We start from the raw sequence: 22,266 nt of genomic DNA, 5'->3' as shown, positions 1-22,266 counted from the left end.
TTATAGAGACAAGTCCTGCAGCCGTTCCGACAATGTTGCGGAATCGGACTGCTCAGCGTCGATATCTTCCTTGACCTGTTGATACCAGGTCGTTTCGTCCCACAGTTCAAACTTATTGAACTGCCCGACCAGCATCACTTCTTTTGTCAGACCCGCATGTTGCCGCAACACAGGCGCAATCAATAGTCGTCCTGCGTTGTCCATCTGACACTCACTGGCATGTCCCAATAACAACCGCTGTACGCGGCGCTCTTGCGGATTCATGCTCGACAGTCGCGACAGCTTTTGCTCAATAATTTCCCATTCGGGTAAAGGGTAAAGCAGCAGGCAGGGGGAGTTGATGTCAATGGTGCAAACCATTTGACCTGAAGCGTTCTCAATCAGCTGGTCGCGGTATCGGGTTGGTACCGATAAGCGCCCTTTGCTGTCGAGATTGACTAACGTAGCTCCACGGAACATGCCAGCCTCACCCCTCCTCACCACTTTAACCCACAAATTCCCACCTAAAGGAGTTTACGGAGCGATGGAAAAGCTTGTCAAGCCAGGACTCTCTCTATACGGACCCGAAAGCCCTCTATTTACAGAGATAAACAGACCTGGTTAATAACTGCACAACTGGCGAGGCAAAATTAACGTTATGAATATTTGTAAGAAAAAAACCGAATATGCACACTAGCGTTAAAGCTCACTCAATATCATCGCAAGGAAATATAAAGTGTCAGTTTGCGACGCGGGCAGCATTTTAAGACATATTGCCAGGGGATAACAGCGCCAGATTCATCGCGGCAACGTGAGCGTTCAACGGCGGGCAGGCTAGCCAGAAGGGAGAGAGAAAAAACGTTTGAATATTCATCACCCGAAGCAGGTTTGTAACAAAACAATACAAAATTAGCCTTTTAAAAACGTATCAGTATTCTTTTAAAGGCAATTTAAACGCTCAAACGAATTAAGAATAATAGCAGGCTATGATTCCTAAGGAATTATCCTAATTTTAATGCGGGAATTAAGGTAACCATTAATTCTGTGAAAGGGGGCTGTTTTTACGCCCCCAGGAAATGATTAATGACGGCTTAAAATGCCACGACGATAAAGATTACGTTTGATGCGGGTAAGGCCAGGCTTCGGTTTGCGGGGCTCATCCAGGCTCGCCAGCACAATCTCCAGCACGCGTTCAGCCACGTCGCGGTGGCGCTGAGCCACGGCCAGTACCGGGCACTGCAGGAAATCGAGCAGTTCGTTATCACCAAACGTTGCGATGGCCAGATCCGATGGCAACTTCCCGTCACGACGCAGCGTCACATCCATCACCCCCTGCAGCAGCGCAAATGAGGTCGTGAACAACGCCTGAGGCATCGGATGCGTTTCGAGCCATTTTTCGAACAATTGTGCAGCGGCTTCGCGTTCATAGCTGTTGGCATAGAGATAGTGAACCTCGCGCGGATCCTCTTTCCAGGCAGTCCTGAAACCTTGCTCACGCAGGAAGCTCACCGAAAGCTCTGGCAGCGCGCCAAGATACAGCACGGTTTCGGCCGGGAAGGTTCTTAGCTCGGCCGCCAGCATTTCCGCATCATCCTGATCGGCGCCGACGACGCTGGTGAAATGCTCCCGGTCAAGGGCACGGTCGAGTGCGACAATCGGGAACGGATCGTTTGCCCAGCGCTGGTAAAAAGGATGCTCTGGCGGTAATGAGGTTGAAACGATGATGGCATCCACCTGGCGCTGGAGCAGATGCTCAATACAGCGCATCTCGTTGTCGGGCTGGTCTTCAGAACAGGCAATCAGTAATTGATAGCCACGCTGGCGTGCCTGACGTTCGAGATAGTTGGCGATACGGGTGTAGCTGGTGTTTTCCAGGTCTGGGATCACCAGACCAATCGAGCGGGTGCGTCCAGCGCGGAGACCGGCTGCGACAGCATTCGGATGGTAGTTATGCTCACGAACCACCGCCATGACTTTTTCAACGGTCTTATCGCTGACACGATACTGCTTTGCCTTACCGTTAATCACATAGCTGGCCGTAGTTCGTGACACGCCGGCTAACCGGGCGATTTCATCCAGTTTCACAATTGCCCCTTAAAAAAAGAAAAGAGTCCATGGCCCTGTCAAGGTTATGGTTAAATCTTTTAACATCTAAACGCAGAAAAGCCTTCGCGGCAACCGCTTTTATCTGCGTTGTCGGCTGATTACACAAAAAAAAGCCCGGCTTTGGTGACCGGGCAGAAAGAGGCGAACCTTTTTGACAGCTAACGCATGATTTTATCGCCGCGCGAAAGGCCAACCACGCCAGAGCGCGCAACTTCTACAATTTTTGCCACATCCCGCACGGAGGCCAGGAAGGCATCCAGCTTATCACTCGTCCCCGCCAGTTGAACCGTATAAATAGAAGGCGTGACGTCAATAATCTGCCCACGGAAAATATCCGTATTGCGTTTGACCTCTTCACGTCCGTAGCCGCTGGCCTGAATTTTTACCAGCATCACCTCACGCTCAACATAAGCGCCCTGCCCCAGCTCACTCACGCGCAGCACATCAACCAGCTTATGTAGCTGTTTCTCAATCTGCTCAAGCACCTTGGCGTCGCCGACGGTCTGGATCGTCATGCGCGATAGCGTGGGATCGTCCGTCGGCGCAACGGTCAAACTTTCGATGTTGTAACCACGCTGAGCGAATAGCCCGATGACGCGTGACAGTGCGCCAGACTCGTTTTCCAGTAATACAGATAATATCCGGCGCATATCAGGTTCTCTCCGTTTTACTTAACCACATTTCGTCCATACCACCACCACGAATATGCATCGGGTAAACGTGTTCGGTGCCATCCACAATGACATCCATGAACACGAGGCGGTTGTGTTTCACGTGCTCAAGCGCTTCACCGAGTTTCGTTTCCAGCTCTGCCGGATCGGTCACTCGCATGCCAATATGCCCATAGGCTTCCGCCAGACGGACAAAGTCCGGAAGCGATTTCATATAGGATTGAGAGTGGCGGCCGGAATAGATCATATCCTGCCACTGCTTCACCATGCCGAGATAGCCGTTGTTCAGGTTCAGCACCAGGACCGGCAACTCATATTGCAGCGCAGTAGACAGCTCCTGAATATTCATCTGAATGCTGCCATCACCGGTCACACAGACCACGGTTTCATCTGGCAGCGCCAGCTTCACTCCCAGCGCGGCTGGCAGACCGAAGCCCATCGTGCCTAAGCCCCCGGAGTTGATCCAGTGGCGCGGCTTATCAAACGGATAATAGAGTGCAGCAAACATCTGATGCTGGCCGACGTCAGACGTCACATACGCCTCGCCTTTGGTCAGACGCCAGATCGTTTCGATCACCGCCTGCGGCTTAATTTGCTCACTTTGCGTGTCGTACTTCAGACACTGACGCCCACGCCATTGTTCGATCTGCTGCCACCAGTCGCGGATCTCATCCAACGGCTGAGAGACCGTTTCCTGCGCCAGCAGATCCAGCATTTGCTCAAGGACCTGACGCGCATCCCCGACAATAGGCACATCTGCCGGGACCGTTTTCGAAATAGAGGTGGGATCGATATCAATGTGCAACACGGTCGCATTCGGACAGTATTTCGCCAGGTTATTGGTGGTGCGATCGTCAAACCGAACGCCAACAGCAAAGATCACATCCGAGTTATGCATCGTCATGTTGGCTTCATAGGTGCCATGCATACCCAGCATCCCCAACGCCTGACGGTGCGTTGCCGGGAAAGCCCCCAGCCCCATGAGCGACGATGCGACAGGAAGATTTAGCTTTTCAATCAGCTCACGCAGTTGCGTTTCACAGGCGGAGTTAACGGCCCCCCCACCCACATAGACCACCGGTTTTTTCGCTGCCACAAGCGTCTGCAGCGCGCGCTTAATTTGGCCTTTGTGCCCTTGCGTCGTTGGGTTGTAGGAGCGCATGCTCACCGATTCCGGCCAGACATAAGGCAGCTTATTCGCCGGGTTCAGAATATCTTTTGGCAGATCGACCACTACCGGGCCTGGACGCCCGCTTGCTGCCAGCCAGAAGGCTTTTTTCAACACGCCGGGAATGTCTTCGGTTTGCTTAACCAGGAAGCTGTGCTTCACCACGGGGCGTGAAATCCCCACCATGTCGCATTCCTGAAAAGCATCGTAGCCAATCAAGGAGGTCGCAACCTGACCGGAAAGAATGACCAGCGGGATGGAGTCCATATACGCTGTCGCGATACCGGTAATGGCGTTGGTCGCACCAGGCCCAGACGTGACTAATACCACGCCCACTTCACCCGTCGCACGGGCCAGCCCGTCAGCCATATGTACTGCCGCCTGCTCGTGACGAACCAGAACATGGTCAATGCCGCCTACCGTATGAAGCGCATCATAAATATCGAGGACTGCGCCTCCCGGGTAGCCAAACACTTGCTTCACGCCCTGATCGATCAGCGATCGAACGACCATTTCCGCGCCAGACAACATCTCCATGCTTTGCCTCCAGGCTTTTTGTTATAGACAGAAAGCAGAATTCATTTCCGCCCCGTCTTACGATAGGGATTAACCTATCTTATATAATGCAGAGTGATCGTTACCTTAACCGCTCGTTATAAGGCAGGCAATTGGCAAACAAGGCGGGGGAAAGGCCTTCTGGAGCAGAAAAGAGAGCCAGTCAGGAAGGTTATGGTGAATTCATCTGTAATCAGAGGTTGTGATAATGAATCATCGCTTAAAAGTGAGATGATTCAGGAAATCATCTATTTTTGACGGGATGACAACGGCCAGAAAAAAATCATTCAGAACAAAATATCATTAACGTTAAAAATACCAGGATAAACCGCATGCATTAATGCGATTTATCCTGACGCGCTTATCGACGGCAGACGCTGATAAGCAACTCTTCCATCCACTGATGCCCTTTATCCCGGCCAGCGGCTTCATGCCATGAAAGGTAACAAGTACGGCTATTAAGCTTGAGCGGTAATGGCAAAATTTGCAGATTAAGCTGTTCAGAGAACTCTTCCGCCAGCCAACGCGGGGCAATAGCGACCAGGTGCGTCTGGGATACGACATTTAATACGCTGACCATTGCCATGCCCTGATAAGCAACGCTCGCTTGTTTATCCGTAGTGTCATACCACGGCAGGCTAAATGAAGCATACCTGTCGAGGGCGACAACGGCATGTTGTTCATTATAGACATCGTTTTCACGCAGCGGAGAATTCATTCTCGGGTGTTTTTTACTGGCGACCAGGACCATTTCATCTTTAAATAGCGGTACGCAGGAAAACTCCGGGCGACGGAACTCTTCGTATCCTAAGACAAACTCCGTTTCCTGATAACGTAGCTGGTGCTCAGTGTTCTGATTTAATGAAGACTTAAAAACCAGATGAATATTTGGCGCAATTGTTTCAACTTTATTATATATGATTGAGGTCAAATAATTGTCTAGCGGGCTGCAAACGCATAAATGGAATACTCGCTCGCTGCTTAAGGGTTCAAAGCCTGAACCAGGCAGTTCATTTTGTACCAGTTGCAGCGCCTGACGAATAGAGCCAAACAGTTGAAATGCGCGGGCAGTGGGTTGGATCCCTCTCCCGTAACGCACGAACAATTCGTCGTTAAACATCAACTTAAGTCTGGCCACCGCATTACTTACCGCAGGTTGAGACATGCCAAGGGATTGAGCTGCTCGTGTGATATTCTGCTCCTGCATTACCGCGTCAAAAACGGTTAACAGGTTGAGATCCACAGTGCGTAACTGAGGTTTAACCCCGTCATAAACCTGAGGTTGATTAATATTATTTAATGGCATTCCTGACTCCACTGTCACGCTAAACTCCCTCTGCCAAAGCATTGTAATAAGTTCGAAAAATATGATTTACCATGCATATACGAACAGCGAAAGAGAATTATTAAAAATTCGGAAAATATAAAGGCAAACTCATCAATAGAGGGCAGATGCATCTCATTGACGCAGGGATAAAAATCACCGTGAATTGATATCAATTACATTAGGATTGGCATGAAACCATAGTTCACATGAATAAACAATCACCCCTCAGGTTATTAATAACTTAAGTTTCATTAAACTATTAACGCCAACACCGCTGAGTTAGTTAACAAAGTTTTATCAACACACCCTACGTATTCGTTTCCGAATCATTCATCACATGCATAAATTAATGAAATAACACACATTTCAATCCCTGGAGCGATGACAAACAAAGTATGTTTAATTGATACTAAATATATTGAAATCATTCCGGTGATAAATTTCAAGTCCAAAAATAGACAATTAAAGAGGTCGTAAACGAGAAAGCCAGCACAATTAGCTAAATGCAACAATCAGTGCGATCGTGCCGGCAGGGGTAAATTTGTCACCAAGGGTTGACATGAACAGTCGTATCCAGTACCACTAAAAGCATATTGAATTTAACGGAGCACGATTCATGACACGCATCATTCGTTTCACCGGTCTACTACTACTAAACGCATCCACTGTGCGCGGTAGACTGGCGGGCGAAATTCAGCGTTGAATCGTCACCAGTAAGACTAAAAACCCGCGCCACTGCGCGGGTTTTTTTATGCTCGTAGCAAGGCGCCCTAAGACTGACAAGGACCTAACCCATGAGCCAGCAAGTCATTATTTTCGATACCACTTTACGTGACGGTGAACAGGCATTACAGGCGAGCCTGAGTGTAAAAGAGAAACTGCAGATTGCGCTGGCTCTCGAACGTATGGGCGTCGACGTGATGGAAGTGGGTTTCCCCGTCTCTTCACCGGGTGATTTTGAATCTGTACAAACCATTGCGCGCACCATTAAAAACAGCCGCGTATGTGGCCTGGCTCGCTGCGTAGAGAAAGACATTGACGTTGCTGCCGAGTCGCTGAAAGTGGCTGAAGCCTTCCGTATCCACACCTTTATTGCGACCTCGCCTATGCACATCGCAACCAAATTGCGCAGCACGCTGGATGAGGTTATCGAACGTGCGGTGTATATGGTCAAGCGCGCACGTAACTATACGGATGACGTTGAATTCTCCTGTGAAGATGCGGGCCGTACGCCAATCGAGGATTTGGCGCGCGTCGTCGAAGCCGCGATCAATGCGGGCGCAAAAACCATCAACATCCCGGACACCGTCGGCTACACCATGCCGTTTGAGTTCTCCAACATCATCACCGGCCTGTATGACCGCGTACCAAATATTGATAAAGCGATTATCTCAGTTCACACCCATGATGATTTGGGCCTGGCTGTGGGGAATGCCATCGCGGCCGTTCACGCCGGTGCGCGTCAGGTAGAAGGCGCGATGAACGGTATCGGTGAACGTGCAGGTAACTGTTCGCTGGAAGAAGTGATCATGGCGATCAAGGTGCGCAAGGACATTATGAATGTGAATACGCGCATTAATCACAATGAAATCTGGCGCACCAGCCAGACCGTCAGCCAGATCTGCAACATGCCGATTCCGGCCAACAAAGCGATTGTCGGCACCGGTGCCTTCGCGCACTCCTCTGGTATTCACCAGGATGGCGTGCTGAAGAACCGTGAAAACTACGAAATCATGACCCCGGAATCCATCGGCCTGAACCAGGTGCAGCTGAACCTGACCTCTCGCTCTGGCCGTGCAGCGGTTAAGCACCGCATGGAAGAGATGGGTTATCAGGACAGCGATTACAACATGGATCAGCTGTACGACGCATTCCTGAAGCTGGCCGACAAAAAAGGTCAGGTGTTCGACTATGACCTGGAAGCGCTGGCCTTTATTAACAAGCAGCAGGAAGAGCCTGAGCACTTCCGGCTGGATTACTTCAACGTGCAGTCCGGCTCCAGCGACATCGCCACCGCCTCGGTCAAACTGGCCTGCGGTGATGAAATTAAAGCAGAGGCCGCTAACGGTAACGGCCCCGTCGATGCCATCTACCAGGCGATTAACCGCGTCACCGAGTACGACGTTGAGCTGGTGAAATATGACCTGACGGCTAAAGGGCACGGTAAAGACGCGCTGGGTCAGGTTGATATCGTGGTGAATTACAACGGCCGACGCTTCCACGGCGTGGGCCTGGCGACCGATATCGTTGAATCCTCCGCGAAAGCGATGGTGCATGTTCTGAACAACATCTGGCGCGCCGCCGAAGTCGAAAAAGAGTTGCAACGCAAAGCTCAGAATAAAGAGAACAACAAGGAAACCGTGTAATGTCGAAGAATTACCATATTGCTGTGTTACCGGGCGACGGTATTGGTCCGGAAGTGATGGCACAGGCGCTGAAAGTTCTGGAAGCCGTTCGCGCGCGTTTTGCGATGAAAATTACCACCAGCCACTACGACGTGGGCGGTATTGCGATTGATAACCACGGTACGCCACTGCCGAAAGCGACCGTGGAAGGCTGCGAAAATGCCGATGCCGTGCTGTTTGGTTCCGTCGGCGGCCCGAAATGGGAACACCTGCCGCCCGCAGAGCAGCCAGAGCGCGGCGCGCTGCTGCCGCTGCGTAAACATTTCAAGCTCTTCAGCAACCTGCGTCCGGCGAAGCTGTATCAGGGTCTGGAAGAATTCTGCCCGCTGCGTGCTGATATTGCCGCCAACGGTTTCGACATTCTGTGCGTGCGTGAACTGACCGGCGGGATCTATTTCGGTCAGCCTAAAGGACGCGAAGGCAGCGGACAACACGAGAAAGCGTTCGACACCGAGGTGTATCACCGTTTCGAAATCGAACGTATCGCCCATATCGCGTTTGAGTCGGCGCGCAAACGCCGCCATAAAGTGACCTCCATTGACAAAGCGAACGTGCTGCAGTCTTCCATTTTGTGGCGCGAGATCGTCAGCGAAGTCGCTAAGCAGTACCCGGATGTCGCGCTGTCGCACATGTACATCGACAACGCGACCATGCAGCTGATTAAGGATCCGTCCCAGTTTGACGTGCTGCTGTGCTCTAACCTGTTCGGCGATATCCTCTCTGACGAGTGCGCGATGATCACCGGCTCCATGGGGATGCTGCCATCCGCAAGCCTGAATGAAGAAGGCTTTGGCCTGTACGAGCCTGCGGGCGGCTCCGCACCGGATATCGCAGGCAAAAACATTGCCAACCCGATTGCGCAGATCCTCTCCCTGGCCCTGCTGCTGCGCTACAGTCTGGATGCAGGTGATGCAGCAACCGCAATTGAAAACGCCATTAACCGGGCGTTAGAAGAAGGCGTCCGTACCGGTGATTTGGCACGCGGTACGGCAGCAGTCAGTACCGATGAAATGGGCGACATTATTGCCCGCTATGTCGCTGAAGGGGTGTAATCATGGCTAAGACGTTATATGAAAAGTTGTTTGATGCGCACGTTGTCTACGAGGCGCCAAACGAAACCCCGCTGCTTTACATTGACCGCCACCTGGTGCACGAAGTGACCTCACCTCAGGCATTTGACGGCCTGCGCGCGCACAAGCGCCCGGTACGTCAGCCGGGTAAAACCTTCGCGACGATGGATCACAACGTTTCCACCCAGACCAAAGACATTAATGCCTCAGGTGAGATGGCCCGCATTCAGATGCAGGAGCTGATTAAGAACTGCAACGAGTTTGGCGTTGAGCTGTACGACCTGAACCATCCCTATCAGGGCATCGTCCACGTGATGGGGCCAGAACAGGGTATCACCCTGCCGGGCATGACCATCGTGTGCGGTGACTCCCATACCGCGACCCACGGCGCGTTTGGCGCGCTGGCGTTCGGGATTGGCACTTCCGAAGTGGAACATGTTCTGGCAACGCAGACCCTGAAGCAGGGTCGCGCCAAAACCATGAAGATTGAGGTAAAAGGTAAAGCCGCGCCGGGCATCACCGCGAAAGACATCGTGCTGGCGATCATCGGCAAAACCGGCAGCGCGGGCGGTACCGGCCACGTTGTTGAGTTCTGCGGAGAAGCCATTCAGGCGCTGAGCATGGAAGGGCGTATGACCCTGTGCAACATGGCCATTGAAATGGGCGCCAAAGCCGGTCTGGTCGCGCCGGACGAAACCACATTCAACTACGTCAAGGGCCGTCTGCACGCGCCAAAAGAACAGAATTATGTCGATGCCGTCGAATACTGGAAAACCCTGAAAACCGACGACGGTGCGAGCTTTGATACCGTTGTCACGCTGCAGGCAGAAGAGATTGCGCCGCAGGTTACCTGGGGCACCAACCCGGGTCAGGTGATTTCCGTCAACGACAGCATCCCCGATCCGGCGTCTTTCACCGATCCGGTCGAGCGCGCCAGTGCGGAAAAAGCGCTGGCCTATATGGGGCTGAAACCTGGCGTTCCGTTGACCGACGTAACCATTGATAAAGTCTTTATTGGTTCCTGCACCAACTCCCGTATCGAAGATTTGCGTGCCGCCGCCGAGATTGCCAAAGGCCGCAAAGTGGCACCAGGCGTGCAGGCGCTGGTGGTTCCAGGCTCCGGTCCGGTGAAGGCGCAGGCGGAAGCAGAAGGTCTGGATAAGATCTTCATTGAAGCAGGCTTCGAATGGCGTCTGCCTGGCTGCTCCATGTGTCTGGCGATGAACAACGACCGCCTGAATCCGGGCGAGCGCTGCGCATCCACCAGCAACCGTAACTTTGAAGGCCGTCAGGGCCGAGGTGGGCGCACCCATCTGGTCAGCCCGGCAATGGCCGCCGCTGCGGCAGTTACCGGTCATTTCGCCGATATTCGCAGCCTCAAATAAGGAGACAATCATGGCAGAGAAATTTACCCAACATACAGGCCGGGTTGTCCCGCTGGACGCCGCTAACGTCGATACTGATGCGATCATTCCTAAGCAGTTTTTACAGAAAGTAACGCGTACCGGTTTTGGGGCACACCTGTTCAACGACTGGCGTTTCCTGGACGATAAGGGCGAAGTACCTAATCCGGAATTCGTGATGAACTTTCCGGAATACAAAGGCGCCTCCATTTTGCTGGCGCGGGAAAACTTTGGCTGCGGTTCATCCCGTGAACATGCGCCGTGGGCGCTCACGGACTACGGCTTTAAAGTGGTCATTGCCCCGAGCTTCGCGGATATCTTCTACGGCAACAGCTTCAACAACCAGTTGCTGCCGGTCACGCTGAGCGATGAACAGGTCGATGAGCTGTTTGCGCTGGTGCAGGCAAATCCGGGCATATCGTTTGAAGTTGATCTGGAAGCGGAAGTGGTGAAAGCCGGGGATAAGACCTACAGCTTCAGCATTGATGCGTTCCGCCGTCACTGCATGCTGAACGGTCTCGACAGCATTGGTTTAACTCTCCAGCACGAAGACGCTATCTCAGCGTACGAGAAAAAACAGCCTGCGTTTATGGGCTAAAGGCAATGGCCCGCAGGGCGCGGGCCATTGATAAGGGCGCGTTGAGGCTCAACCACTCTGGAGAGGCGGGGAAATGTCCCCGCCAATACCGCTAACGTTTTGCTTCGTAAGCCAACACTGCCGCCAGCTCTGTTTTCTCCTGTCTGAAGTGCAGCTCGCACAGCGAGTCACGCACCATCCAGGTGAAGATCAACAGCGTCGTACAGATCAGAAACAAACCTAACAGCAGAGTACGTTTTGGCATTCCAGCCTCCTTATTGCTTTTCGGCAATGAAGAGACTAACCTCGCAATGTTGGTTGTGAAGTTTGTCTCCCCATCAGTTTTTTGATGTGGGACTCTCCACTGTTTGCCTCTTGCGAAAGCCTGAGGCAAACAGCCTCAAGCACCCGCCACGCACTCTATTCTCCTTCCAGGTACCTGTCAGAAAGTCGTTTCATTTCGTGAAGCCGCCTTCCAGAATCAGACATCCTTAACCCGGCAAGTCAGCCCAAGCGTAACCACCGAAATCGCGGCAATCATCCAGTAAACCGAGGCATGGCCATAGCTTTGCGCCAGCGCCCCCTGAATCACCCCTGCCAGAATAACGCCCGTTGAAATGCTGTTGGTGAAAAGCGTGGTTGCAGAGCCAGCGCGGCCCGGCATTAAATCCTGGAACCAGAGCATGCCGATCCCGGCAACAATACCAATAAACACGGCGTTAAACAGCTGAAGCGCCAGCAACGCTTCACGTGAATGGAAAAGAATCAGCCCCGCGTAGAACAGCACCCCGGCCGCCACGGCTACAATCATCATCCGACGCTTTCCGAAGCGCTTAACGTAGTATCCCGCCAGAATCATTGCCGGAATCTCCAGCCCGGCGGCGGTCCCCATGAGGATCCCCGCGAGCTTGTCCGGTAAACCCAGATCGCTGCTGATCCACAGCGGCATGTCGATGATATACATGGTATTGCAGGTCCACATCAGCGTGGAGGCAATAAACAGCATACGGACGTTTTTGTCCTGCCAGCCGCTCACCTGGGTGACAGGTGTATCCGTCGTCTGTTCGACTCGCGCCACAGACGGCAGCGCGAAGGCAATCAATGCCAGACTGATGACAAAAATCCCGGCGGCAATGGAAAACATGGTGGTGAAGCCGTAGTTCAATGCCAGCATGAAGGCCAGCGGCGGTCCAATGACCCACGCCAGCGAGAGCTGCGCGCGCATCACGGAGCTAAACATCACCACTTCCCGCGCCGAGCTATCGGCGTATTCGCGCGCCAGCGCGAACAGCTGCGGCATGGCAGTGTTCGCCAGTGACGCCAGCAGCACGCCGCAGGTAATGAGGGTCAAATAATGACGGTTAAAGGCAAACAGCAGCGCGTTGCCTACGGCCATCACACAGCAAAAGAGGATCAGCTTGCGCCTGTCACCCTGACTGTCGGATCGTTTTGCCAGCCACAGGCTGACCAGGATCCCGGCAATGGCGTTGACGGTATAGAACAGCCCCACCCAAAACGGCTGCGCCCCCACCTCGCGGCTGAGAAACAGGCTCAGCGTCGGTGCCTGAAGCGCCCCCGCCACGCCCATCATAAAGGCGACCAGCATAAAAGCGGCATACACGCCGTTCAGGCGTCGCCCCATCGTCATCAACCACAGCATGCGCAAGTCCTTGTGAAAGCGAATCGAAATTGGGTGAAATAGTAAACGAAAAAAGCCAGCAAAAACATTTTGCTGGCGGGTGATTAGCACCAATACTCAGTCACACATGATCGAGGCGAGTTAGCGAGAAGAGGTCGGTTTCGTAACGTCCCACTGCATCAATTCTTCTAACGTTTTCAGCCGTTGCTCTGCACACTGGCGGGCCAGCCAGGACAATCCTTTTGTCGCTGAAAAGTACTGCTGATAAAACTGACGTGCGGTAGACCTCTTCATAATTTACCTCCTCACTTCATCGGGAAGAATTATTGTCCTAATATAGGGATTAATAAATTGCTGGTTTTTTGTCAGGAGTTCCCCTTTTATGCCTTCTGGTCGTCTGCAACAACAATTTATCCGCCTCTGGCAGTGCTGTGAGGGGCAATCTCAGGAGACCACGCTGAACGAACTGGCTGACCTGCTCAACTGTTCGCGCCGACACATGCGCACGCTGCTCAACACCATGCAGCAGCAGGGCTGGCTAAACTGGGAAGCCGAAGCGGGACGCGGCAAGCGCTCGCGCCTGACGTTCCTCTACACCGGCCTGGCGCTGCAGCAGCAGCGGGCGGAAGACCTGTTGGAGCAGGACCGCATCGAGCAGCTGGTACAGCTGGTGGGCGACAAAGCCGCCGTGCGCCAGATGCTGGTTTCCCATCTGGGGCGCAGCTTTCGTCAGGGCCGCCATATTCTGCGGGTGCTTTACTACCGTCCGATGAAAAATCTGTTGCCCGGCACGGCGTTACGGCGATCTGAAACCCATATGGCCCGGCAAATTTTCAGCGGGCTGACGCGGATAAATGAGGAAAACGGGGAACTGGAAGCCGATATCGCGCACCACTGGCAGCAACTCTCTTCACTCCACTGGCGCTTCTTTTTACGCCCCGGCATCCATTTTCATCATGGCCGCGAGCTGGAAATGAGCGACGTCATCTCTTCTCTGGAACGCGCCCGCAAGCTCCCCCTTTACTCACATATTTCGCGCGTCCACTCCCCTACGGCGTGGACGCTGGATATTGAACTGTCGCAGCAGGATAAGTGGCTCCCCTGGCTGCTGGGCTATGTGCCGTCGATGATTTTGCCCGGCGAGTGGGAATCGCTGAATGATTTCGCCAGCCAGCCAATTGGTACCGGCCCTTATGCCGTCTCCCGAAACAACAGCAACCAGCTGAAGATCCGCGCCTTTGATGACTATTTTGGCTATCGGGCGCTGATCGACGAAGTGAACGTGTGGGTATTACCGGATCTCAATGAAGAGCTGAGCGCCGGGCTGACGCTGGAAGGGCCGACGACAGGGGAAAAGGCCGTCGAGAGCCGCCTTGAAGAGGGCTGTTATTATCTGCTGTTTGACCGCCGCACCCATCGCGGCGCAAATCCTCAGGTGCGTGAGTGGATCAGCCATATTCTGGCCCCCGCGAATCTGATTTATCATGCCGACGTTCAGTATCAGGCCTGGTGGTTCCCGGCCTACGGCCTGCTTCCACGCTGGCACCACGCTCGTCCAGCGCGTAGCGAAAAGCCCGCAGGGCTGGAGTCCATCACCCTGACCTACTACCGCGAGCATGTGGAGCATCGTTTTATCGCCAGAATCATGACCCGACTGCTGGCGGCCGAAGGGGTAACGCTGGAGGTCAAAGAAGTTGACTATGACGAATGGCACCAGGGAGATATCACCAGTGATATCTGGCTGAACAGCGCCAACTTCACCCTGCCGCTCGATTTCTCGCTCTTCTCGCACCTGTATGAAGTCCCGCTGATCCAGCACTGCATCGATCGAGACTGGCAGCAGGACGCCGCCTTGTGGCGCGCGGGCGAGATGAATTTAGCCACGTGGTGCCAGGCGTTACTTGCCGAACAGGCGATCGTGCCGCTGATCCACCACTGGCTGATGATCCAGGGACAGCGCAGCATGCGCGGCCTGCGGATGAATACCCTGGGCTGGTTTGATTTTAAATCCGCCTGGTTTGCACCGCCGGAGCCATAACGCTTTCGTAATATTCACCAAATCATTACAATAGCGCCGTTCTCAACGGGGTGCTGCATCACTGATGTGCGCTGAGATAATACCCGTCGAACCTGATCCGGATAACGCCGGCGAAGGGATTTGAGGCTGTCGCTCAAAATCCTTTGCCACTCAACTTTGAGGTGCAAAGTGTTAAAAAAAGTTCTCCCCCTGCTGGCGCTGTTTGCGCTGCCTGCTTTTGCGAAGCCCGTCCTGACGGTCTACACCTATGACTCCTTCTCTGCCGACTGGGGCCCTGGCCCGGTAGTCAAAAAAGCCTTTGAAGCCGACTGCAACTGCGAGCTGAAGTTCGTCGCGCTGGAAGATGGCGTGTCGCTGCTCAACCGCCTGCGTATGGAAGGGAAAAACAGCAAGGCTGACGTAGTGCTCGGGCTGGATAACAACCTGCTGGACGCTGCCTCGCAAACCAAACTGTTTGCCAAAAGCGGCGTCGCGTCAAATGCCGTTAACGTGCCGGGCGGCTGGAAAAACGACACCTTCGTGCCGTTCGATTACGGCTACTTTGCTTTTGTTTATGACAAAAATAAGCTGAAAAACCCGCCGAAAAGCCTGAAAGAGCTGGTCGAGAGCGAGCAGAAGTGGCGCGTGATTTATGAAGATCCGCGTACCAGTACGCCGGGGCTGGGCCTGCTGCTGTGGATGCAAAAGGTCTATGGCGATAAAGCGCCGGAAGCGTGGCAAAAACTGGCCGCCAAAACCGTCACCGTGACTAAAGGCTGGAGCGAAGCCTATGGCCTGTTCCTGAAAGGTGAAAGCGATTTGGTGCTGAGCTATACCACCTCTCCGGCCTACCACATCATTGCCGAGAAGAAAGACAACTACGCCGCGGCGAATTTTGCTGAAGGTCACTACCTGCAGGTAGAAGTGGCAGCACGTACCGCTGCCAGCAAACAGCCGGAACTGGCTGAAAAGTTCCTGAAATTTATGGTTTCACCGGCGTTCCAGAACGCCATCCCGGCAGGTAACTGGATGTATCCCGTCACGAACGTTGCGCTGCCAGCAGGTTTCGAGCAGCTAACCAAACCAACAACCTCGCTGGAATTTACGCCGCAGCAGGTCGCCGCGCAGCGTGCCGCATGGGTAAGTGAATGGCAACGCGCCGTCAGCCGTTGATTCCCGGCTGGTTAATCCCCGGTCTGCTCGCCGCCCTGCTGATGGTGGCGGTCAGCCTGGGGGCATTCCTTGCACTGTGGTTTAACGCGCCGGAGAGTGACCTGCTCGCACTCTGGCACGACAGCTACCTCTGGCACGTGATCCGATTCTCCTTCTGGCAGGCGTTTCTTTCTGCCCTGCTCTCGGTGATCCCGGCCATTTTTCTTGCGCGAGCACTGTATCGGCGGCGTTTTCCCGGCAGGCAGGCGCTGCTGCGCCTGTGCGCCATGACGCTGATCCTGCCGGTGCTGGTAGCCGTATTTGGCATCCTGAGCGTGTATGGCCGTCAGGGCTGGCTGGCCTCGCTTTTTGCGATTTCAGGGCTAGAGTGGACCTTCTCCCCCTACGGGCTGAAGGGCATTCTGCTCGCGCACGTCTTTTTCAATATGCCGATGGCGACGCGCCTCTTTTTGCAGGCGCTGGAAAACATACCCGGCGAACAGCGCCAGATTGCCGCCCAGCTTGGCATGCGCGGCGTGTCTTTCTTCCGCTTCGTAGAATGGCCGTGGCTGCGCCGCCAGATCCCGCCCGTGGCGGCATTAATCTTCATGCTCTGCTTTGCCAGCTTTGCCACCGTGCTGTCTCTCGGCGGCGGGCCGCAGGCCACCACCATCGAGCTGGCGATCTACCAGGCGCTGAGTTACGACTACGACCCGGGCCGCGCCGCGCTGCTGGCGATGGTGCAGATGATTTGCTGTCTCGCACTGGTGCTACTCAGCCAGCGGCTGAGTAAATCCCTTTCTCCCGGCAGTAATCAGATAGCAGGCTGGCGCGATCCGCAGGATAGCCTGCACAGCCGCGTCATCGATTTTATCCTGATTGCGTTGGCGCTCCTGCTACTGCTGCCGCCGCTTCTGGCCGTTATCATTGACGGACTGAACCTCAATCTTGTGTCCGTGTTGCAACAGCCCGTGCTCTGGCAGGCAACCTGGACCTCTGTACGCATAGCGCTGGCTGCCGGACTGCTGTGCGTCATGCTGACCATGATGCTACTGTGGAGCAGCCGCGAACTCTACGCGCGTCAGGCCCGTAAGGCCGGGCAAATGCTGGAGCTGACAGGCATGTTGATTCTGGCGATGCCGGGCATCGTGCTCGCGACGGGCTTCTTCCTGCTGTTCAACAGCACCATCGGCCTGCCGGAAAGCGCCGACGGCATTGTGATTTTCACCAACGCACTGATGGCTATTCCTTACGCGCTCAAAGTGCTGGAAAACCCGATGCGCGACGTGAACAGCCGCTACGGTTTGCTGTGTCAGTCGCTGGGCATGCAGGGCTGGCAGCGGCTGAAAGTGGTGGAACTCCGCGCTCTGAAACGTCCGCTCGCCCAGGCGCTGGCCTTTGCCTGCGTGCTGTCGATTGGGGATTTTGGCGTAGTGGCGCTCTTCGGTAATGAAGACTTCCGCACCCTGCCGTTCTGGCTTTACCAGCAAATTGGCTCCTACCGCAGCCAGGATGGGGCCGTCACGGCACTCTTACTGCTGCTGCTGTGCTTTGCGTTATTCACCGTTATCGAAAAACTTCCGGGGCGTGATGTTAGAACTGACTGATGTAACCTGGCTTTATCAGCATCTGCCGATGCGCTTCACACTCTCCGTGCGTCAGGGGGAGATGATCGCCGTACTTGGCCCAAGCGGCGCGGGGAAAAGTACGCTGCTTAATTTGATTGCCGGTTTTCTGCAACCGGCGAGCGGATCGATAGTGATTGAAAACCGGGACCATACCCGAACTCCGCCGGCAAAGCGTCCGGTCTCGATGCTGTTTCAGGAAAACAACCTCTTTAACCATTTGACAGTGCGACAAAACATCGCGCTGGGGATGCATCCGGGACTCAAGCTGAACGACGCCCAGCGCCAAAAGCTGGAGAGTATTGCCGCGCAAATGGGGATCGCCGGGTTCATCGACAGGCTGCCGGGTGAGCTTTCCGGCGGCCAGCGTCAGCGCGTGGCGCTGGCACGCTGTCTGGTGCGCGCGCAGCCGGTGCTGCTGCTGGATGAACCCTTCTCTGCGCTCGATCCTGCGCTGCGTCAGGAGATGCTCGCCCTGGTGCAGGACGTCTGCCAGCGCCAGCAACTGACGATGCTGATGGTGTCGCACAGTATTGAGGATGCCGCGCGGATTGCGCCGCGATCGGTGGTCATTGCCGAAGGGCGTATTTTGTGGGATGGAAAAACAGAAGAACTGCTGAGTGGTAAAGCGGGGGCGTCTTCGCTGCTGGGCATTCGTGCGGTCTGATGCCCTCACCCTGGCCCTCTCCCACAGGGAGAGGGTACAAACATCAAAAACGGCAACCCGTTGCCGTTTTGCTTCTACCTTGTGCGCTCTGATGCCCTCTCCCACCGGGAGAGGGAAAACATCTTAACGGCTCACCACTTTTAATAAAATCTCGCCATACACCGGCATCAGCGGGTGGCGGATCAGCGCCACCAGCGCCACGACAGCTACACCCAGCGTCAGCGGGGCCAGCCAGAGCAGGCGAGTGCGCGGGAGATAGCGCGTCAGGCGATCGACGTTGGCTTTCGCGCTGCGCCAAAGCCGCCAGCAGAGCCAGACCGCCAGCCACAGCAGTACCGCCGTGCCCAGCAGCAGCCACTTAAACTCGCCGCTTTGCATTCCGTCAGGAATATCAATTGCCGCTCCGGCCAGGATGCCGGGCAGGAAGTAAAACGGCGGCCAGAAGACACAGCCGATAATGTTCGGCACCACGAATTTCGCAACGGGCAGATCCAGCATCCCCGCCACCATTGGCACCAGCGGACGCGTTGGCCCGACAAAGCGGCCGACGAGGATGGTGAACATGCTGTGCTGATGCAGCGCGTGCTCGGTTTTATCCAGCAGCGCCTTGTTCTTTTTCATAAATGACCAGCGGTGCAGCGGCTTTTTAAAGCGCCAGCCCAGCCAGAAGGAGATCCAGTCGCCCAGCAAACAGCCGATGATACCGGCCATCCATGCCTGCCAGAAATTAACCTCACCGCTGCCGATAAATGCGCCAAGCCCCGCCATCATCACGGTGCCGGGCAGGATAAGCCCAACCAGCGCCAGCGATTCCAGAAACGCCACCAGCGCCACGGCGATGAGCGAGTACATAACGGACTGGGTAATAAAGTGTTCCAGCAATGCCTGCATAACTATTCCGGTCAGAAAACGAATCAGCGATTCTGCTTAGCGCCCCGCACCGCGTCAAGGCATCAATTGTCTGAATAGTTTACAAGATGCTCCTGAAGTTCACCTGAATGTTTACCGTTTATTCACATCCCGCACGGAATTCGCTCGGGCTGGCCCCGGTGCATTTTTTAAATACGCGAGAGAAATAGAGCTGATCTTCGAAGCCCACATTGCGCCCCACGGTGGCAATAGGCATTCGGGTGGTGCTGAGCAGCAGCTTCGCCTGACTGATGCGCTGATCTTCGCGCCAGCTCAGCACGCTCACGCCAAGCTGCTGGCGGAACAGATGCGACAGGCGCGAAGGCGACAGGCAAACGTGCTGGGCGACGCTGGCAATATCAAACTGGCTGTCGGCCAGATGGTCGCTGATGTACTGACAAGCGTCGCGGACGCGGTTATCCAGCGGCGGGTTAAGCGATTCATTGATCGCTTCCATCCGGCGCAGCAGCACCTGTTCAAGCAGGTTAATCGCCAGCAGTTCGGCGTAGCGTCCGCCCGCCTGTCCCGCCTCAATAATCTGGGCAAACAGCTCGCGAAACTGCGACAGATGCGCCTCATCCGGGCGATAAAAGCCGGTATGCGCAAAAATGGCGGGCCACGAAAGCCACTCCTGCCAGTAGGCGCGCGGGCGGAAGTAGACCCACTGGTGATACCACTCTTTGGCATCCGGGTGGCGGCCGTAGTGGTGGATCTCCCCAGGCGGGAACAGCAGCATATCGCCGGGGCGGCAGATAAACTGCTGATCGCCGTTTTTGATGACCCCTTCACCGCGCACGGTGAGGTTCAAAATATACCCTTTCATTCCGAGCGGTCGGTCGACATAGAAATCGAGATAGCCCTCAGCCTCAATGGGCGTCAACCCTGCCACCAGGTGAGCATTAAACGAGTAGCCCGGCAGCAGGGGATCATTTTGCGGTTCAGCCATAATTTCAATACTCCCAACGGTCCTGAAGGAAACCAATTGTCCATATCGTTAAAAGCAGTATAAAAATGGCCCGCAAAAAGATCCAAAAAGCATTATGTCTCTTTTACGTCCGCCATGTTTCAGCCTTTCTCTCTGATTTCTCCGCCAGTATGAGCAGATAAGCAGTAACAAAAGTGTCTATAAGCGCGGCAGAAATGTCCACATTGAATATTTGCACGGCGTCACACTTTCAATCGCAACAGCAATTTAGTCCATAAGATTAGCGGATCCTGCCTGACGATTTTCGCCCCCAGTCTCTAATGTTCTTCCATACCTGTTTTTTGATGGAGCAACACCATGGCAATTGCGATTGGCCTCGATTTTGGCAGCGATTCGGTTCGCGCGCTGGCAGTGGACTGTACGTCCGGCCAGGAGATAGCAACCAGCGTTGAGTGGTACCCGCGCTGGCAAGAGGGGCGCTACTGCGATGCGCCAAACAACCAGTTCCGCCACCACCCGCGTGACTATATCGAGTCGATGGAAGCGGCGATCAAAACCGTCCTGGCTGAACTGACGGACGCCCAGCGGGCGGAGATTGTCGGGATTGGCGTCGACAGCACCGGCTCAACGCCTGCCCCGGTGGATGCCGAAGGCCGCGTGCTGGCACTGCGCCCGGAGTTCGCCGACAACCCGAACGCCATGTTCGTGCTGTGGAAAGACCACACCGCCGTGGAAGAGGCTGAAGCCATCACGCGCCTGTGCCATCAGCCAGGCAAAACCGACTACTCGCGCTACATCGGCGGGATTTATTCCAGTGAATGGTTCTGGGCCAAGATCCTCCACGTTACCCGCGCCGACGCCTCCGTTGCGCAGGCAGCCGCATCGTGGATTGAGCTGTGCGACTGGGTGCCTGCCCTGCTCTCCGGCACCACGCGTCCACAGGATATCCGCCGCGGCCGCTGCAGCGCCGGGCATAAATCGTTATGGCATGAAAGCTGGGGCGGCCTGCCTCCAGCAGCGTTCTTCGATGAGCTCGACCCGATTATCAACAAGAACCTGACATATCCGCTGTTTACCGACACCTTTACCGCCGATATTCCGGTCGGCACGCTCTGCGAAGAGTGGGCGAAACGTTTGGGCCTGCCGCAGAACGTGGCGATCTCCGGCGGCGCCTTTGACTGCCATATGGGCGCCGTGGGCGCAGGCGCGCAGCCAAACACGCTGGTAAAAGTTATCGGCACCTCCACCTGCGACATTCTGACGGCGGATAAAGCCACCGTCGGCGACCGCGCGGTGAAGGGCATCTGTGGCCAGGTGGACGGCAGCGTGGTGCCGGACTTTATCGGCCTCGAAGCCGGTCAGTCCGCGTTTGGCGATATCTACGCCTGGTTTGGCCGCGTGCTGGGCTGGCCGCTGGACCAGCTGGCGGCGGCGCATCCTGAACTAAAAACCCAGATAGCCGACAGCAAAAAGCAGCTTCTGCCTCAGCTCACCGAAGCCTGGGCGAAAAATCCCTCGCTCGATCATCTCCCGGTGGTGCTGGACTGGTTTAACGGTCGTCGCACGCCGTTCGCCAACCAGCGTCTGAAAGGGGTGATCGCGGATCTCAACCTGGCAACCGACGCGCCTGCGCTGTTCGGCGGCCTGATTGCCGCAACGGCCTTCGGCGCCCGCGCCATTATGGAGTGCTTCACCGAGCAGGGCATCGACGTGAACAACGTGATGGCGCTGGGCGGCATCGCCCGTAAAAACCCGGTGATCATGCAGGCCTGCTGCGACGTGCTGAACCGTCCGCTGCAGATTGTGGCCTCCGATCAGTGCTGTGCCCTGGGCGCGGCGATTTTTGCCGCCGTGGCCGCAGGCGTCCATGCCGACATCCCGACCGCGCAGCAGCATATGGCGAGTGCCGTCGAAAACACCCTTCAGCCGCGTGCCCAGCAGGCGCAACGCTTCGAGCAGCTTTATCAGCGCTACCAGCAATGGGCAAAAAGCGCCGAACTTCACTATCTCCCTGTCGCCGCCCCGGCTAAAAGCACCGCGGACACTACGGCAACCCTGACCCATTAAGGAC

At 55.1% G+C, this 22,266-nt stretch carries 20 protein-coding genes and 1 riboswitch; of the genes, 10 read left to right on the top strand and 10 right to left on the bottom strand.

What is annotated here, in order from left to right; all coding sequences use genetic code 11:
- The 5 genes from mraZ to leuO all read right to left on the bottom strand — a co-directional run bounded on the left by mraZ (window position 1) and on the right by leuO (window position 5,785).
- Complete coding sequence (gene mraZ, locus KW829_RS15295) at window positions 1-459, bottom strand: division/cell wall cluster transcriptional repressor MraZ (RefSeq protein ID WP_010426995.1); 459 nt, start codon at window positions 457-459, stop codon at window positions 1-3.
- A 600-nt stretch (window positions 460-1,059) separates the two neighbouring features.
- The gene (gene cra, locus KW829_RS15290; RefSeq protein ID WP_010426996.1) at window positions 1,060-2,064 is read right to left on the bottom strand and encodes a catabolite repressor/activator; all 1,005 of its coding nucleotides are present in this window, start codon (window positions 2,062-2,064) and stop codon (window positions 1,060-1,062) included.
- Between the two features lie 179 nt (window positions 2,065-2,243).
- Window positions 2,244-2,735, bottom strand: a complete 492-nt coding sequence (gene ilvN, locus KW829_RS15285; RefSeq protein ID WP_003856371.1) for an acetolactate synthase small subunit — start codon at window positions 2,733-2,735, stop codon at window positions 2,244-2,246.
- 1 nt (window position 2,736) lies between these two features.
- Complete coding sequence (gene ilvI / locus KW829_RS15280) at window positions 2,737-4,461, bottom strand: acetolactate synthase 3 large subunit (RefSeq protein WP_218308553.1); 1,725 nt, start codon at window positions 4,459-4,461, stop codon at window positions 2,737-2,739.
- Between the two features lie 379 nt (window positions 4,462-4,840).
- Window positions 4,841-5,785 (bottom strand): transcriptional regulator LeuO, encoded by a 945-nt coding sequence (gene leuO / locus KW829_RS15275; protein WP_218308552.1) that lies wholly within the window; start codon window positions 5,783-5,785, stop codon window positions 4,841-4,843.
- A gap of 637 nt (window positions 5,786-6,422) precedes the next feature.
- Here leuO and leuL point away from each other — a divergent pair.
- From leuL to leuD, 5 genes are all read left to right on the top strand, one after another.
- A complete protein-coding gene (leuL, locus tag KW829_RS23060) occupies window positions 6,423-6,509 on the top strand; it encodes a leu operon leader peptide (RefSeq protein WP_071985395.1) in 87 nt (28 codons plus the stop codon).
- A gap of 91 nt (window positions 6,510-6,600) precedes the next feature.
- A complete protein-coding gene (gene leuA / locus KW829_RS15265; RefSeq protein ID WP_089599189.1) occupies window positions 6,601-8,172 on the top strand; it encodes a 2-isopropylmalate synthase in 1,572 nt (523 codons plus the stop codon).
- Entirely contained in the window at window positions 8,172-9,263 is a 1,092-nt protein-coding gene (leuB, locus tag KW829_RS15260) for a 3-isopropylmalate dehydrogenase (RefSeq protein ID WP_023310385.1), read from the top strand. The genes leuA and leuB overlap by 1 nt, the downstream gene beginning before the upstream one ends.
- Before the next feature lie 2 nt (window positions 9,264-9,265).
- Window positions 9,266-10,666 (top strand): 3-isopropylmalate dehydratase large subunit, encoded by a 1,401-nt coding sequence (gene leuC / locus KW829_RS15255; protein WP_218308551.1) that lies wholly within the window; start codon window positions 9,266-9,268, stop codon window positions 10,664-10,666.
- A gap of 10 nt (window positions 10,667-10,676) precedes the next feature.
- Window positions 10,677-11,282 carry a 3-isopropylmalate dehydratase small subunit gene (gene leuD / locus KW829_RS15250; protein WP_218308550.1) on the top strand — a complete coding sequence of 202 codons (606 nt, stop codon included), beginning with the start codon at window positions 10,677-10,679 and terminating at the stop codon, window positions 11,280-11,282.
- A 91-nt stretch (window positions 11,283-11,373) separates the two neighbouring features.
- On the opposite strand, the gene KW829_RS15245 is transcribed toward leuD, so the two are convergent.
- From KW829_RS15245 to sgrT, 3 genes are all read right to left on the bottom strand, one after another.
- Window positions 11,374-11,526 carry a Hok/Gef family protein gene (locus KW829_RS15245; protein ID WP_010427008.1) on the bottom strand — a complete coding sequence of 51 codons (153 nt, stop codon included), beginning with the start codon at window positions 11,524-11,526 and terminating at the stop codon, window positions 11,374-11,376.
- 216 nt (window positions 11,527-11,742) lie between these two features.
- Window positions 11,743-12,921, bottom strand: coding sequence for a sugar efflux transporter (locus tag KW829_RS15240; protein WP_218308549.1), 1,179 nt, complete (start codon window positions 12,919-12,921; stop codon window positions 11,743-11,745).
- A gap of 120 nt (window positions 12,922-13,041) precedes the next feature.
- The gene (sgrT, locus tag KW829_RS15235; protein ID WP_010427011.1) at window positions 13,042-13,194 is read right to left on the bottom strand and encodes a glucose uptake inhibitor SgrT; all 153 of its coding nucleotides are present in this window, start codon (window positions 13,192-13,194) and stop codon (window positions 13,042-13,044) included.
- Window positions 13,195-13,282: 88 nt separating this feature from the next.
- Here sgrT and sgrR point away from each other — a divergent pair, with 88 nt between their 5' ends.
- From sgrR to thiQ, 4 genes are all read left to right on the top strand, one after another.
- Window positions 13,283-14,938, top strand: a complete 1,656-nt coding sequence (sgrR, locus tag KW829_RS15230) for an HTH-type transcriptional regulator SgrR (RefSeq protein ID WP_218308548.1) — start codon at window positions 13,283-13,285, stop codon at window positions 14,936-14,938.
- Between the two features lie 36 nt (window positions 14,939-14,974).
- Window positions 14,975-15,075, top strand: a riboswitch (TPP riboswitch).
- Between the two features lie 31 nt (window positions 15,076-15,106).
- A complete protein-coding gene (thiB, locus tag KW829_RS15225; protein ID WP_218308547.1) occupies window positions 15,107-16,090 on the top strand; it encodes a thiamine ABC transporter substrate binding subunit in 984 nt (327 codons plus the stop codon).
- The gene (gene thiP, locus KW829_RS15220; protein WP_218308546.1) at window positions 16,066-17,676 is read left to right on the top strand and encodes a thiamine/thiamine pyrophosphate ABC transporter permease ThiP; all 1,611 of its coding nucleotides are present in this window, start codon (window positions 16,066-16,068) and stop codon (window positions 17,674-17,676) included. The genes thiB and thiP overlap by 25 nt, the downstream gene beginning before the upstream one ends.
- The gene (thiQ, locus tag KW829_RS15215) at window positions 17,660-18,361 is read left to right on the top strand and encodes a thiamine ABC transporter ATP-binding protein ThiQ (protein ID WP_218308545.1); all 702 of its coding nucleotides are present in this window, start codon (window positions 17,660-17,662) and stop codon (window positions 18,359-18,361) included. Before thiP ends, thiQ begins: the two co-directional genes overlap by 17 nt.
- 123 nt (window positions 18,362-18,484) lie before the next feature.
- On the opposite strand, the gene KW829_RS15210 is transcribed toward thiQ, so the two are convergent.
- Entirely contained in the window at window positions 18,485-19,252 is a 768-nt protein-coding gene (locus KW829_RS15210) for a DedA family protein (RefSeq protein ID WP_218308544.1), read from the bottom strand.
- A gap of 118 nt (window positions 19,253-19,370) precedes the next feature.
- Window positions 19,371-20,216 (bottom strand): arabinose operon transcriptional regulator AraC, encoded by an 846-nt coding sequence (araC, locus tag KW829_RS15205; protein ID WP_089599198.1) that lies wholly within the window; start codon window positions 20,214-20,216, stop codon window positions 19,371-19,373.
- Window positions 20,217-20,552: 336 nt separating this feature from the next.
- On the opposite strand from araC, the gene araB reads away from it, so the two are divergent.
- On the top strand, window positions 20,553-22,262 hold the full coding sequence (gene araB, locus KW829_RS15200; RefSeq protein WP_126815991.1) for a ribulokinase: 1,710 nt from the start codon (window positions 20,553-20,555) through the stop codon (window positions 22,260-22,262).
- Window positions 22,263-22,266: the final 4 nt, after the last annotated feature.

Source organism: Enterobacter sp. ENT02 (assembly GCF_019219165.1).
Lineage (GTDB): Bacteria > Pseudomonadota > Gammaproteobacteria > Enterobacterales > Enterobacteriaceae > Enterobacter > Enterobacter mori.
Note: the sequence above shows the minus strand (reverse complement) of the source record. Positions and strands in the feature narration are given on the sequence as shown.